Source organism: Bradyrhizobium barranii subsp. apii, assembly GCF_011516635.5.
GTDB lineage: Bacteria > Pseudomonadota > Alphaproteobacteria > Rhizobiales > Xanthobacteraceae > Bradyrhizobium > Bradyrhizobium barranii.
Window position 1 is genome coordinate 8,366,500 of record NZ_CP096255.1, and the last position, 14,553, is coordinate 8,381,052.

Here is a 14,553-nt window from a genome sequence, read left to right on the forward strand (position 1 = left end):
AGCCCGAGGTGGCCGCTTACTTCGACTTCTTCTTGTACATCGCCAGCATGCGCTGGGTGACAAGGAAGCCGCCGAAGATGTTGATGCAGGCGAGGATCAGCGCGACGAAGCCGAAGGCGCGTGCCCAGCCCGAGCCGCTCGAGACATTGGCGACGCCGCCGGCGAGCAGCGCGCCGACCACGATCACCGAGGAGATCGCGTTGGTCACGCTCATCAGCGGCGTGTGCAGCGCCGGCGTCACCGACCACACCACGAAATAACCGACGAAGACGGCGAGGACGAAGATCGACAGCCGGAAGATGAAGGGGTCGACGACCTGTGCTGCATGCTCCATGGCGGCTCTCCTTAAACCTTCGGCTGGAAGTTCGGGTGGATCACGACGCCGTCCTTGGTCAGCGCAGTCGCCTTCACGAGTTCGTCGTCCCAATTCACGGCAAGGGCTTTGCTGCCCTTGTCGATCATGGTCTCGATGAAATTGAACAAATTGCGCGCGTAGAGGCTGGAGGCCGAGGCTGCGACACGACCGGCGACGTTGGTGTAGCCGACGATCTTGATGCCATCGACGTCGGCGACCTCGCCCGGCCTTGCGCCCTCGACATTGCCGCCGCGCTCGACGGCGAGATCGACCAGCACCGACCCCGGCTTCATCGACTTGACCATTTCAGCACTGATGAGCTTCGGCGCCGGCCGGCCCGGAATGAGCGCAGTGGTGATGACGATGTCCTGCTTCTTGATGTGCTCGGCGGTGAGCGCGGCCTGCTTGGCCTGGTATTCCTTGGACATTTCCTTGGCGTAGCCGCCGGCGGTCTGCGCGTTCTTGAACTCCTCGTCCTCGACGGCGAGGAACTTCGCACCGAGCGATTCCACCTGCTCTTTCGTTGCGGGCCGCACGTCGGTCGCGGTGACGATCGCGCCGAGACGGCGCGCGGTCGCGATCGCCTGCAGGCCGGCAACGCCGACGCCCATCACGAACACCTTTGCGGCGGGCACGGTGCCGGCGGCGGTCATCATCATCGGGAAGGCACGGCCGAAGGCCTCGGCCCCCTCGATCACGGCGCGGTAGCCGGCAAGGTTCGCCTGCGACGACAGCACGTCCATCACCTGCGCACGGGTGATGCGCGGCATCAGTTCCATCGCGAAGGCGGAGACGCCGGAATCGGCGATCGTCTTCAGCGCGGCCTCGTTGCCGTAGGGGTCCATGATGGCGATGACGAGCGCACCGCGCTTGTACTGCGCGAGCTCGGAGGCTTCGGGACGCTTCACCTTGATGATGATGTCGGCGTCCTTCAGCGCATCGGCGCTGACGGTGGCGCCCACGGCGGTGAATTCGGAATCCGGCAGCCCCGATTTGAGGCCGGCGCCCGGCTCGACGGCGATCTCGGCGCCCAACGCCTTGAACTTCTTCACCGTATCAGGCGAAGCGGCAACACGCGGCTCCGACGGATCGATTTCCTTGGCAACGGCGATCTTCATAGGCCCTCCGGCGACGCGGGACAGCGCGCGCGCAAACTTAAGCGTTACTCCCGCAGCGTTCGATACCGGTTTTGGGACCGGCTTGGATGCAAATTTTGTAGGCGGCAGCTGCTGCTGGCGTGTGCAGCTGCCGATAGGTCAGGTCAGGAAGATCGCCATCAGGATTACGATGAGCGCGACCGAGGCCGTGCCGTACTTCACCAGCTTGATGAAGCCCTCATAGGTCTGCTCGTGGGCAACGTAGTCGTTGCCGTCGGCGGTGGTGTACGCCACTTCGCTATGGTCAGCCATGTATTGTCCCCAGTCGAAAGTCGAATTCTTGGGCTGGGATACCGCAAACCTTCGGGCAGGGCAACGGCACCGATGGCCGGTTTTCGGGCAAATCAGGTAATTTGGAATTCCGATTGCCGGGAATCCGGCTGTCGCGCTGCTCAGCCCTGATCGATCATCGTGGCGGTGACGCTCGCAGTTTGCCGCCGAGGTACCGGAAGACCGAGCGCCTCGCGGACCGCGTCGATCGCCGGCTCGCCCGCTTCAGTGAATCGGGCCATATGCGGATCGACGCCGGACCCAACCGCGACCGGATTGTCACCGGACAGGAAACCGTGCGCCATGTGGAAGCCCAGCGCGCGGTAGACCTCGAACTGCTCCTCCGAGAAGAACTGGTCACCCGTGGTCTCGTGCGGGAAGCGGTCGTTTCGCCGCGCGTAGTCCCGGATGTAGTCGTTCTCGTCGCCATTGAGCGACGATTTGACGTAAACGAGATAACCCTGCTCGTCGCCTCCGTAGTCGATGGTGCCGATCGCGACGTGGACGTGGTCTCGCGCAATGTCGTCGCGCTCGTCGGCCGCGCCGGGATCACCCGCCTTGTCGGCATTGCGCGCCATCAGCGCACGCGTGCGCTCGCGAATCGGCGTCCATGGCAGGTCGATGCGGACGCCGAGATCGATGCGGGCGTAACGCTGCAACGTCATCAGGGAACCGAAATTCATCGGCGCATCGGCTTCCGCATCGACCGCGATGATCACCTTGCAGCGGCGGCGCAACAGCTCGTAGACGCCGAGATTCTCGATATGACCGCCGTCCGTCAGATAGACGCTGTCGCTGTTCTCGTACAGGCGCCCCGAGATCTCCGACCAGAAATAGATCGGCGTGGAGCGGCGCTGCGGCCGGACACGCTCATCGACGTAACGCGGGTTCTTCAGCCAATAGCCGAGCCGGACGTTGAGGAGCGCAAGCGTGGGCGTCAGCGCCTTGATCGAGCTCGAACCCATGTTCGAGGAGGCCGCGGCTCCGGAAATCGCCATTGCGGTGGCGAGATCGAGACTTTGCTCGTCGTCCTGCACCAGATCGGTGGGCGCATAGCCCGTCGCCTCGCTGCCGACGTTCAGGGCGGAGAACACGAAGAAGTCCGCGTTGCGTCCGCGTCGGTTGGCAAAGTCGGAGCCTTGAATATTCAGCGCCGTATTGATGAGCTGATAGGGCGCGTGCAGCTTCGGCGCAGCCGGCTGCCCTGGAATCCGGGCCGGCGCGGCCGGAGCCGCGTAGAGATCCGTCAGCTTCATGCGATCGAGCGCCTTGAAATCGCGCCCCTGGTCGAGACTGGCTTCGGCGGGCGCGACGCGCCCGTCGGCCGAACGCGTCGGATCGAACAGGAAGGCCTTGCTCAGGCGATCGCGATAGAGCCGATGCAACGAGTTCGCATTCGGCGTCAGGCAGAACGAGATGGCGAACAGCAGGACGCCGGCGAACGTGTAGAGGATCACCATGTGCAGGCTGTAGGAGTAGGCGAGTTCCGAAGCATTGCCCTGGAACAGGCTCGGAAAACGCACCTGAACCACCTGCCCCGCTTTCTGAGCCAGGAACAGGAGCCAGGCGGGCGTGTGCCAGGTCGGCGTCAACTGCTCGGCATCTGCCACGACCTGCGGCGCAGCTTTCGGCGTGATTTCCGCCGACAAGGTCCCCTTGCTGACATCGAACTGAATCCTGCCTGCGAGGCTGCCGGACGGCGCGTTCGATTTGGCATTGACCAGGCACTCTCGCTGGGAGGATGCGCCCATAACGGACGGGCACCTCTCGAACAGATCGTTGGCGATGCCCCAATAGGATAGATAGAGGTATGCGACCCAGATGACGAGCGGAAGCGCAAGGCCCGCGATCCATAGCGCGACCTTGGCCACGACCGCGAGCACAAGCGAACCCCATTGCGAGGATGCGCTGTTGCCCTTCAGCAATTCCACGAATTGCTGCCTGAACGCGGTGACGAAGACGCCGATTGGCGCAGCCACCGCCGCGAGCGACTTGATCCAGGTGATCGCAACCGCAGCAGCCGGTCCACCGATTGCGCTGCTCTCGGCGACATCGAACATCTGCTCCAGCATGAAGGGCTGAAACTCGAAGAAGGCGATTACCGCCAGCAGCACCAGGAAGGTCGCGCCCATGCTCGGCCAGTGCGAACGGAACTCCTGCCGCTTGCCGGGGCTCGCGAGCGACTGCTTGAGCGCCCATCCGAAAAACAGGACGCCCCCGATGATTGCGATCGACAGGCTCAACGCAAAATGCTGGACCTTGAGAAACCGCGCGAAGTCGCACGCGACGCCCAGCAACAGCGCGATCCCGCCGATATAGGCGAACACGACGCTGGGACCGCTGCCGCGGACGGAGCGGGAGGCGAAATAGGCGAGCCCGCTGCAAGCGAACATCACCAGCGCGACGACCAGGCCGAATGTGCTGAAACCGTAACGATCGATGTCGCTAAAATCGTGCAGCTCGCACAACGACCTGTTGTTGAGACTGATGCCGAAGATGTTCGCATCCGTCAGGCAGCTCCGCAGCGGCGTCGACCAGATGGTGATGGCGGCAAGCAGCAGCACGATGGGCAACGTCAGCCCAATATTGGCGACCAGTCCCCGCACGACGATCGCAACTCCGGTCAGGAGATCGCGGGCCCCGGCAGGGATCAGATAGTTGGAATAGTTGCGCAGGTGTCCGACCGACGGCGTATCGCTGATCTCGGCGGACGTGACGGTTCCGCCAGCGGGTCTTTCGCCGAATACAAAGCGCCGTGCGGTCGTCATAGTGGCGCTGAGCGAGGTGCCGATATAGCCGCCGCCCGACACCGTGGAGAGATAGTCGATCCGGCCGATCAGATTGTGGTGGTTCAGTGCCTGGAGCACGCCGAGGCAAACGGCCGACGAGCGAATGCCGCCGCCGGACAACGCAAGCCCGACGACGTCGAGCAACTGGCAGGGTTGCAGGCCGTCGGCATCGAGGCGCCGTTCCGGCTCGCGTCGGGTGTTGATCGCCTCGATCTCATCGCAGACGATCTGATGGTGCTTCTCGCACCAGGGCGTTTCCTGATCGACGGCGGCAGCATTTCTCGCCATCGGAACCGGCGTGGCGGGCCCTTGATGGAGCATGGGTGCCTCCCCAGGGAGAAACCGATCAATCCACAATCAATAGTAGAAAATCATTTCCGAGTATCTGTTGAGTTAGTCTTGCGGGCCGCGCGAACGTTCAATCCCACGTAGCAAATTGCCGGCCTCCGCCGCGAAGGTCACCCGCGCCCACGGATGGAACTCGGGGCCGCAAAGACTTGCGACACCCGCATTCCGTGCGCCCGGAAGGAACTCGCGCTTCGCCTCAGCCCATCGCCTCGAGCTCGTCGATCATCCCGGCGATGACCGAGAGACCGCCGTCCCAGAATTTGGGATCCTTGGCATCGAGCCCGAACGGTCGCAGCAGCTCGGAATAATGCTTGGTGCCGCCGGCGGCGAGCATGTCGAGATAGCGCTCGGCAAAGCCCTCGGCCGCATTCTCGTAGACGGCGTAGAGCGAGTTCACGAGACAATCGCCGAAGGCATAGGCGTAGACGTAGAACGGCGAATGGATGAAGTGCGGGATGTACATCCAGTAGTTCTCGTAGCCCGCCTTGATCTCGATCGCCGGCCCGAGGCTCTCGCCCTGCACCGACAGCCAGATCTCACCGAGCCGCGTCGCGGTGAGCTCGCCGTTCTTGCGCTCGGTGTGGACCGCGCGCTCGAACGAATAGAACGCGATCTGCCGCACCACCGTGTTGATCATGTCCTCGACCTTGCCGGCGAGCAGCGCCTGGCGCTGCCGGGCGCTCTTGGTCTGCGCCAGCAGCCGGCGGAAGGTCAGCATCTCGCCGAACACGCTCGCGGTCTCGGCCAGCGTCAGCGGCGTCGGCGCCATCAGCGCGCCGTTCTTCGCGGCCAGCACCTGGTGCACGCCATGGCCGAGCTCATGCGCGAGCGTCATCACGTCGCGCGGCTTGCCCTGGTAGTTCATCAGCACGTAAGGATGCGCCGACGGCGTAGTCGGATGCGAGAACGCGCCCGGCGCCTTGCCCGGACGCACCGGCGCATCGATCCAGCGATCGGTGAAGAAGCGCTCGGCGATATCGGCCATTTTTGGCGAGAAGCCACGATAGGCCGTCAGCACCATGTTGCGCGCATCGGGCCAGCCGATCACGTCGGTCGCGGCGAACGGCAGCGGCGCGTTGCGGTCCCAATAAGCCAGCCGCTTCTTGCCGAACCACTTCGCCTTCAGCGCATAATAGCGATGCGACAGCTTTGGATAGGCCGCGCGCACCGAGGCGACCAGCGCATCCACCACCTCGCGCTCGACGCGGTTGTTCAGGTGGCGGGAATCCGCGACATCCTGAAAGCCGCGCCAGCGGTCGGAGATGTCCTTGTCCTTGGCGAGCGTGTTGGTGATCAGCGCAAAGGTGCGTTCATTGGCCTTGAAGGTTTTGGCCAGCGCTTCGGCCGCGGCCTTGCGCTTGGCGCCGTCGCGGTCCTGCAAAAAATTGAGCGTCGGCTCGATCGCGAGCTCTTTGGCGCCGACCTTGAAGCGCAGGCCCGAGATGGTCTGATCGAACAGCCGGTTGAAGGCGGAATAGCCCGTTTGCGACTTCTCCAGGAAGAGCTGCTCGAGCTTGTCGTCGAGCTGGTACGGCTTCTCCTTGCGCAGATCCTCGATCCAGGGACGGTAATGCGCGAGCTCGGCGGCCTGCATCGCGCGGTTCAAAATATCGTCATCGACGCGGTTGAGCTCGAGCGCGAAGAACAGGAGATGCGTGGACGCCGCCGTCAGCCGCTCCGAGACATCGCCGTAAAACTTTGAAATCTTGGGATCAACGCTGTCGCCGGCATGGACGAGGCCGGCATAGGAGCCGAGACGGCCGGCGAGATCGTCGATCGCCTCATAGCGTCGCACCGCCTCGGCGAGCCATTTTCCGCCATCTTCGTTTGCTGTCCCTGTGGCGAGCTTGCCCTTGTAGTCGGTCTCGAACGCGACGCAATCGGCGTCCATCCTTTCGAGATCGCGCGCCACTTCCGGCGCATCGATCCCGGAATAGAGGTCGGCGAGGTTCCACTCCGGAAGCCTGCCGGTCTTGCCCGCAGGCTTTGCGGGCAAAGATTTGGAGGACTTTGCCTTGGCGGCGGATTTCCTGGTGCTTGGCTTGCGGAGAGCGGGCTTGCTGGAGGCAGACTTCTTGAGAGCAGATTTGGAGCGCGAATTCATTGTGTGGGAAACCTGTGTTCAACAAGCGCGACGGCGGGCGGGGGCATCAAGGTTTAAGAGTGCGTTAATCGGCTTCGGCCAGAGTGACCCGATTCGAGACAGATAGTAGTAGCGTGCGGGGAACACCATGGCTGCCTGTATTTTGATCGCCGACGACGACGCAGTAGCCCGCCGGCTGGTCGAGAACATGGTGCAGAAATGCGGCTATGAGACGGTCGTCGTGGACTCCGGCGACGCCGCGATCGCCGCCCTCACCGCCCCCGATGCACCGGCGATCGACGCCGTCATCCTCGATCTCGTGATGCCCGGCCTCGACGGCATGGGCGTGCTGGCGAAAATCCGCGAGGCCGGCCTCGGCGTCCCCGTCATCGTGCAGACCGCCCATGGCGGCATCGACAACGTGATCTCGGCGATGCGCGCGGGCGCGGCCGATTTCGTCGTCAAGCCGGTTGGCTTGGAGCGGCTCCAGGTCTCTCTGCGCAACGCACTCAATGCCTCCGCGCTCAAGGGCGAGTTGCAGCGTATCCGTCATAGCCGCGAGGGCCGGCTGACTTTCTCCGACATCATCACCCGCGCCGAGGCGATGGCGGCCGTGATGCGTGCCGCGCAGAAGGCCGCGGGCTCGTCGATCCCCGTGCTGATCGAGGGCGAGTCCGGCGTCGGCAAGGAGATGTTCGCGCGCGCCATCCATGGCAGTGGCGAGCGCAAGGCAAAGCCGTTCGTCGCGGTCAATTGCGGTGCGATCCCCGACAATCTGGTCGAGTCGATCCTGTTCGGCCACGAGAAGGGCGCCTTCACCGGCGCCACCGAACGGCACACCGGCAAGTTCGTCGAGGCTCATGGCGGCACGCTGTTCCTGGACGAGGTCAGCGAGCTGCCGCTCACCGCGCAGGTCAAGCTGCTGCGCGCACTTCAGGAAGGCGCGGTCGAAGCGGTCGGCGGGCGCAAGCCGTTGAAGGTCGACGTCCGGATCATCTCCGCGACCAACCGCAGGCTGCTGGAGCGGGTGAAGCAGGGCCATTTCCGCGAAGATCTGTTCTATCGCCTCCACGTGCTGCCGCTGACGATCCCCTCGCTGCGGGCGCGGCGTGAGGACATCCCGTATCTGCTCCGGCATTTCCTGGCGCGCTTTGCCGCCGAGGAGAATCGCCTCATCACCGGCATCAGCGGCGAGGCCGTGGCGCACCTCGCCCAGCTCGACTGGCCCGGCAACATCCGCCAGCTCGAAAACGCGGTCTACCGCGCGGTGGTGATGAGCGAGGGCGACCAGCTCGACCTTGCCGACTTCCCCCTGCTCACCTCGCAGCCGCATCTTGAGACCGACATCCCGACCGCGCCGCTGATGCTCGAGCCGATCGCGGCGCCCTCGGTGGTGTCGGGTGGTGAAATACCGATCGCGCCGCTGCCGCTGGCGGGGACCCTTTCCATGCTGACCCCCACCGGCGACGTCCGCCCGCTCGACGACATGGAGAACGAGATCATCCGCTTCGCGATCTCGCATTATCGGGGACAGATGTCCGAGGTCGCCCGCCGCCTCAAAATCGGCCGGTCCACGCTCTACCGCAAGCTCGACGAAGCCGGGGTTCCCGGACATGGCGGCAAAAGCGGTGAGGAGACGCCCTGAGCCTCATGCGAACGGAGGTTCGCCTGGCGTTGCGATGACGCCGCAAGCCCTTCGCATTACGGCAAAATCCGGCTGCGACGTGAACCGTGACTTGGAAGTGACAGACACATGGAAAAGCGTCTGCCAAAGCCGCACAATCCGTTGCAAACGGGCTTTCTTGAAGTCAGTTTGTCGTGAGTTGTCCCGGGTAGCGCTGGCCGCCCAAACGGGGCCTGTATATCGTCTGCGTAGGATTCGTTCGTCCGCGTATGAATCGTTGCGTGCAGGCGTGCAACTTTCGAGCGGCCGGCGCAGTTTAGCCCGAAGCTCATTAGGCGATAATGAAGCTGTTCCACGAGGGACAGTTCACCCGAGGGGTGCGACACAATGCGTGACTGTTTGAACCACCGTGCGGGCTTTGACCGCGTCTTGATGACGGTCGCGGCGACCTTCCTCACGGTATCGGCCAGCTCGGCCCTGGCGCAGGATCAGGCGCGCAGCAGCGCCGCCGAACTCGCGATCGAAGCCGCGATCCCGCGCCCCGAGCCCGCCAACGTCCCGCCCCCGACCGCATCCGACATCAAGCTCGACACCACCGCGACGGTTCAGGATTCCGCAAAGGAGCCGACCAAGGAACCGGTGAAGGCCGAAGCCGCACCGGCCCCCGACAAGGTCGAGACCAAGCCTTCCGACGTCGCCACCACGCCTGCAGCTGAGGCGCCGAAGAACGAAACCGCCAAGACCGAGCCCGCCAAGTCCGAGCCCGCCAAGTCCGAGGCCGCCAAGACCGAGCCTGCCAAATCCGAACCAGCAAAGGCCGACACCGCGACGGCAACACCGGCCGCGCCTGCGGCTCCGGCCGCCGAGCCCGTGAAGGCCGCCAGCAACGTTCCCGCCGCCGACCAGCCGGTCGCCGACAAGCTCAAGGACATCATCGGCGCCAAGACCTCGCGCCATTTCGACCGCAAGAACGAGCGCGCCGCGATCGAGAAGTTTTACGGTGCACGCGACTTCGCGCCGGTCTGGACCCAGGCCGGCAGCCTGACCGTTGCGGCCAAGGGCGTGATCGCGCGGCTGAAGGATGCGGCCTCCGATGGTCTCAATCCCGCCGACTACCCGGTGCCGGATTTCGCCGCCGCCACGACGCCCGATGCGCTCGCCGATGCCGAGCTGAAGCTCACCGCCAGCATGTTCGACTATGCGCGCCAGGCCCAGAGCGGCCGCATGCACTGGTCGCAGGTCAGCGGCGACATCCTCTATCCCGAGCATCCGGTCGATCCGAGCGAGGTGCTCGCCAAGGTCACGACCGCAGCCGACGCCTCCGCAGCGCTCGACAGCTACAACCCGCCGCAGAAGCTCTACAAGGAGCTGAAGGCCAAGCTCGCCGAGCTGCGCGGCCAGGGCAGCGGCCCGGTGATCGAGATCGGCGACGGTCCGGCGCTGAAATACACCCCGGCTGGCAAGAAGCAGGCTGAAATCGTCGTCGAAGATCCGCGCGTGCCGCAGCTCCGCGCCAAGCTCGGCCTCGCCGAGAACGCCGGCGACACCCGCTATGACGCCACCGTCGCCGAAGCCGTACGAAAATTCCAGAATAGCGCCGAGATGAAGGTAACAGGCATCCTCGACGACAAGACCGTCAAGGCGATCAACACCCCGAAGCGTGACAAGCAGATCGACACGGTGCTGGTGAACATGGAGCGCTGGCGCTGGCTGCCGCGCGACCTTGGCGTCCCCTCGCTGGGCGATGCCTATGTCATCCTCAACATTCCCGACTACACGCTGAAGGTGATGCAGCGCGGCCAGCAGGTCTGGACCACCCGCGTCGTCACCGGCAAGCCGGGCACGCATGCGACCCCGCTGCTCACCGAGACGATGAAGTACATCACGGTCAATCCGACCTGGAACGTGCCGCCGTCGATCGTCTACAACGAATATCTGCCGGCGCTTCAGCAGGACCCGACCGTGCTCCAGCGCATGGGCCTCAAGCTCGAGCAGAACCGCGACGGCTCCGTGCACATCTCGCAGCCCCCCGGTGAAGCCAACGCGCTCGGCCGCATCCGCTTCAACTTCCCGAACAAGTTCCTGGTCTATCAGCACGACACGCCGGACAAGAACCTGTTCGCCAGGGACGATCGCGCCTTCAGCCATGGCTGCATGCGCGTGCAGAACCCGGATCAGTACGCCTCCGTTCTGCTCAACATCGCCATGCCGAACGAGAAGTACACGCCGGAGCGCGTGCGCAGCATGTACGGCAAGAGCGAGATCGACCTGAAATTCCCGACGCCGATCCCGGTCAACATCACCTACCAGACCGCGTTCGTGGACGATGGCGGCAAGCTGCAAATCCGCAAGGACGTCTATGGCCGTGACGCGACCATGATCAACATCCTGAAGAACAGCCGCGGCAAGGATCTCGAGAACGTCGTCGCACACTCCCAGCCGAGCTATTCGCGCCCGGCGACGACGCTGCCCTCGGGCGTTGCGGTCGCCAACAACGGTGGCAGCAGCTTCGGCTCGTCGGGTCCGAACTTCTTCGAGCGGCTGTTCGGGGCCCCGACCCCGCCGCCGGCTCCGGTCGGCCGCCGGCCGCAGCAGCAGCGGGTGTTTACCCGCTGAGGCCTCCCGACAGGGCTTTGCCGGAAATTCTCTAGTAAGATCAGCGACCTCATCCCCCTGGATGGGGTCGTTTAACGTTAACCATTCTCCACCCGAACTCCGGCAGCGGGCGTTTTTTTGCCACACTGAACCGCTTAGGTTCGTATTCTGACTTGGTTTGGGGTCGGGAAGGTCAACCTCGAATTAACCTTCTCGCTTTAAGAAAGCGTTCATCCTCTTTCGCGCGCTAACGGGGTTGCCGGGAGAGTCCATTTTGAACGCTCGTCGACTGGGTGGGCTCATTCGTGCTGACTGGTCTCGCACGCAAATTCGCAGTGCTGTCGTTGTCCCATGCGGGAGTGAAGGCCGGATCCCGGATCGGCCTCGCTTCCGCACTGCTGCTTGCTGCCGCGGGCTCGGTCCATGACGCCGCCGCGCTGAACGAGACCAAGACGCTCTCGTTCCACCACACCCATTCCGGCGAAGACCTCACCGTCACCTTCAAGCGCGATGGCCGCTTCGACGAGGCCGCGCTGAAGCAGCTCAACCACTTCCTGCGCGACTGGCGGACCCAGGACGAGACGGTCATGGACCGTCGCCTGTTCGACATCCTCTGGGAAGTCTATCGCGACGTCGACGGCAAGCAGCCGATCCAGATCATCTCCTCCTACCGCTCCCCCGCCACCAACGCGATGCTCCGCCGCCGCTCCTCGGGCGTGGCGCGCTTCAGCCAGCACATGCTGGGGCATGCGATGGACTTCCACATTCCGGGCGTGCCGCTGGAGCAGATCCGCTTCGCCGGCCTGCGCCTGCAGCGCGGCGGCGTCGGCTTCTATCCAACCTCCGGCTCGCCCTTCGTCCATCTGGATACCGGCAGCATCCGGCACTGGCCGCGCATGACGCATGACCAGCTCGCCCGCGTGTTCCCGGATGGCCGCACGGTCCACGTCCCGACCGACGGCACGCCGCTGAAGGGCTATGAGCTGGCCAAGGCCGACATCGAGCGCCGCGGCACAGGCGACGATTCAGGCAGCAAGCCGAGTTTCTTTGCCGCCCTGTTCAAGAGCAAGTCGGCTCCGGCCGCCACGAGCAGCGACGAGGATGACGAGGGCGCGCCCGCCCCGGCCGCGAAGCCTGTTGCGCCGACCGTGGTTGCCGCCGCGGCCAAGCCGGCCGATCCGGTGCCGACACCGCGCGCCAAGCCGCAGATCGCCGCTGCGATCCAGCTCGCTTCGGCCGATGCGCAGCTCGTTGCACCGCCCAAGCCGAAGCCCGCGCCCGTGGCTGACAAACCTGCGGCCGGCAAGCCCGAGACCCCGGCCGACATCATCAATGCCCGCGGCTTCTGGGATGCCCCTGCGACCCCGCAGCAGGCGACGCCAGCTCAAGTGGCGGCGTTGAAGGCCCGCCAGGCGCTCGCCGCCGCCACCGAGCCGCAAGCAACCGCGTCCGTCTCCAGCGCGGCCTATCAGGCGCTGGCCTATGCGCCGGCGTCCGCCTCCCCGGTCGACCGCGCCAACGTCGTCGCCGCCTCCGCGCCGGTACCGCGCACAGGCCGCCCCGTTGCCACGACGCGCGGCCTTGCGCCCGCGACCGAGATCAACACGGTGGTCGGCAAGAGCATCGACGGCAGGATCGCAACCGCGACCCGCCTCTCCGCCGCCAGGGGCGAAAGCATCTGGCTCAAGATCGTGATGCTGTCGCCGAGCGCCAGCCGCGCGATGTCGGTGACGTTGATGGGCGAGCTGGATACCGTTGCCCTGCGCGGCTATTTCGTCAAACCGCAGGCCGTGATCGCGATGGGCTTTGCCGACGATCCGATGCAGGGCCTGTCCTGCGATAGCTTTACGGGCAGTGCGACCGCGAAGCTCGAGACGACGTCGTTCGTCATGCGCACCGCGGCGCTGCGCTGAGATCTTTCCCCTCACGCCGTTCGGTAGTCCCGCAAGCCGGGATGAAGCGCAGCGCAATCCTGGGGCACGACAGCGCCACACGCTCAAGTGTCGTCCCGGCCTGGTGCGCATCTGCACTAAGGGAGATTCCCCCACTTCCAACGGGTAATCCACCCGGTATCGCTACGCATTCCAAACGCGCATTGTGGCAATGCGCCCAGAACGGACGCGATGACAAAGTCCGAGGACGCGATCGCGTTTGCCTTGGTGTTCCGCGTTTCCGCAGCGGCGCCGCATCTCAAGGGAAGTCGCCACAGCGAAGTAGGAGCATGCGATGTCAGTTCCATGCAAGTCTGAGCTCAGCCTTCTGAACCACGACGAGCGCGAAGTCATATTGGGTACGCACCATCCCGTGGTCGGAGAGATGGAGCGCGATGGACTTGAGAGCCTTCGCGCCCGACTTCGGGATCTGCGCGACAGGGAGCGTACATTGTCGCGGCATCGACGCCGCGAAACAAAGGGAACAGCCGACCCGCGCGGCAAGAGTTTCTCCGGCACGGCAGAGCATGCAAACCGGCGCCAATCGGTTTTCGCTGCCGCCATCAAGCGCGTCAAGAACGAGCTGAGGCGCATCCGGAAGTTTGAAGCACGACGGGAGCTCGGGGAAGCGGCGCGACGGGCGTTAGCACTCCGTCGGGCGCGTCAGTTTTCTCGCCCGCAGACGACCCCAACTTCGCAAGACGGCATGCGGTCCATCCCAAGCCGTCGGATCAAGAAACTCCCACCGGAAAAAATCGGAAGAGTCTCGCAGGCCAACAAGCGGGCGCAGGCCCGACGAGACGCCAAACGCGGACGCGGCAATTGAGACCGAGACCGACAATCTTGCGGATCGAGGCTGCGTGCCGGACCGGCGCAATAGCGTGCTCGCCACTTCCAAGACTACAGTGTCGAAGCTTGCAGCTTCTATCTCGCTTTCCTGACCCGCCGATCCAGATGATATGTCAACGCTAGCGAGAGGCAGACGGTGAGCTCCTGCTTCGGCAGCGCGCCGGACAGGGGCAACAGCAAAGCCCTGGTCTGCCGATATTCGAACTCATCGGGAAAGCGCTCGCGGAACGTATCGACCAGCGTCGTCTTGCAGTTGAACAAAATGGCGGCGTGCTCGGAGTCCTTGAGGCGGCCGAGCCGAATCGTGGAGCCGCTGCCGCTCTCATCGGTCAAGTAAGCCGGCTCGCCCCATTTCAGGGTCTCGGTGAGCTTGCCAACCTCTTCATGCGCCGCAGCGGTCGCGAAGATCAGCTCACGTACCTGGAGCAACCGCTTGCCGATCGGCGCCGGAAGAGCGCCGAAGGCACGGCTCACCTCGCGCGGCAGCGGCGGCGCAGTCACGACGGTCTCCGTTCACAAACGAAGTGCAACACGCCACGCTTGTAGCCCGGA

The 14,553-nt window shown here is 64.5% G+C and carries 9 protein-coding genes; 3 read left to right on the forward strand and 6 right to left on the reverse strand.

The genetic code is table 11. From position 1 onward, the window contains the following. Positions 1-16: 16 nt before the first annotated feature. The 5 genes from HAP41_RS40130 to HAP41_RS40150 form a co-directional block, all read right to left on the reverse strand. Complete coding sequence (locus HAP41_RS40130) at positions 17-334, reverse strand: proton-translocating transhydrogenase family protein (RefSeq protein WP_166080018.1); 318 nt, start codon at positions 332-334, stop codon at positions 17-19. 11 nt (positions 335-345) lie between these two features. Further along, on the reverse strand, positions 346-1,473 hold the full coding sequence (locus HAP41_RS40135) for a Re/Si-specific NAD(P)(+) transhydrogenase subunit alpha (RefSeq protein ID WP_135216418.1): 1,128 nt from the start codon (positions 1,471-1,473) through the stop codon (positions 346-348). Between the two features lie 138 nt (positions 1,474-1,611). Continuing rightward, positions 1,612-1,764, reverse strand: a complete 153-nt coding sequence (locus HAP41_RS40140) for an aa3-type cytochrome c oxidase subunit IV (protein ID WP_008136857.1) — start codon at positions 1,762-1,764, stop codon at positions 1,612-1,614. Between the two features lie 140 nt (positions 1,765-1,904). After that, on the reverse strand, positions 1,905-4,892 hold the full coding sequence (locus tag HAP41_RS40145; protein ID WP_166080017.1) for a patatin-like phospholipase domain-containing protein: 2,988 nt from the start codon (positions 4,890-4,892) through the stop codon (positions 1,905-1,907). A gap of 223 nt (positions 4,893-5,115) precedes the next feature. Continuing rightward, complete coding sequence (locus HAP41_RS40150) at positions 5,116-7,023, reverse strand: M3 family oligoendopeptidase (RefSeq protein ID WP_166080016.1); 1,908 nt, start codon at positions 7,021-7,023, stop codon at positions 5,116-5,118. 127 nt (positions 7,024-7,150) lie between these two features. Here HAP41_RS40150 and HAP41_RS40155 point away from each other — a divergent pair, with 127 nt between their 5' ends. From HAP41_RS40155 to HAP41_RS40165, 3 genes are all read left to right on the forward strand, one after another. Then, positions 7,151-8,647, forward strand: a complete 1,497-nt coding sequence (locus HAP41_RS40155; protein ID WP_166080015.1) for a sigma-54-dependent transcriptional regulator — start codon at positions 7,151-7,153, stop codon at positions 8,645-8,647. A 366-nt stretch (positions 8,648-9,013) separates the two neighbouring features. Then, positions 9,014-11,242 (forward strand): L,D-transpeptidase scaffold domain-containing protein, encoded by a 2,229-nt coding sequence (locus tag HAP41_RS40160; RefSeq protein ID WP_166080014.1) that lies wholly within the window; start codon positions 9,014-9,016, stop codon positions 11,240-11,242. 284 nt (positions 11,243-11,526) lie between these two features. Further along, positions 11,527-13,134, forward strand: a complete 1,608-nt coding sequence (locus HAP41_RS40165) for a peptidoglycan L,D-endopeptidase MepK (protein WP_224580609.1) — start codon at positions 11,527-11,529, stop codon at positions 13,132-13,134. A gap of 942 nt (positions 13,135-14,076) precedes the next feature. Here the strand turns inward: HAP41_RS40165 and HAP41_RS40170 are convergent. Continuing rightward, positions 14,077-14,502: a DUF1801 domain-containing protein gene (locus HAP41_RS40170; RefSeq protein WP_166080011.1), complete on the reverse strand. Its 426-nt coding sequence runs from the start codon at positions 14,500-14,502 to the stop codon at positions 14,077-14,079. Positions 14,503-14,553: the final 51 nt, after the last annotated feature.

Bases quoted from the DNA above. Each gene is read 5' to 3' on its own strand.
- HAP41_RS40130 (WP_166080018.1), bottom strand. From the start codon at position 334: ATGGAGCATGCAGCACAGGTCGTCGACCCCTTCATCTTCCGGCTGTCG.
- HAP41_RS40135 (WP_135216418.1), bottom strand. From the start codon at position 1,473: ATGAAGATCGCCGTTGCCAAGGAAATCGATCCGTCGGAGCCGCGTGTT.
- HAP41_RS40140 (WP_008136857.1), bottom strand. From the start codon at position 1,764: ATGGCTGACCATAGCGAAGTGGCGTACACCACCGCCGACGGCAACGAC.
- HAP41_RS40145 (WP_166080017.1), bottom strand. From the start codon at position 4,892: ATGCTCCATCAAGGGCCCGCCACGCCGGTTCCGATGGCGAGAAATGCT.
- HAP41_RS40150 (WP_166080016.1), bottom strand. From the start codon at position 7,023: ATGAATTCGCGCTCCAAATCTGCTCTCAAGAAGTCTGCCTCCAGCAAG.
- HAP41_RS40155 (WP_166080015.1), top strand. From the start codon at position 7,151: ATGGCTGCCTGTATTTTGATCGCCGACGACGACGCAGTAGCCCGCCGG.
- HAP41_RS40160 (WP_166080014.1), top strand. From the start codon at position 9,014: ATGCGTGACTGTTTGAACCACCGTGCGGGCTTTGACCGCGTCTTGATG.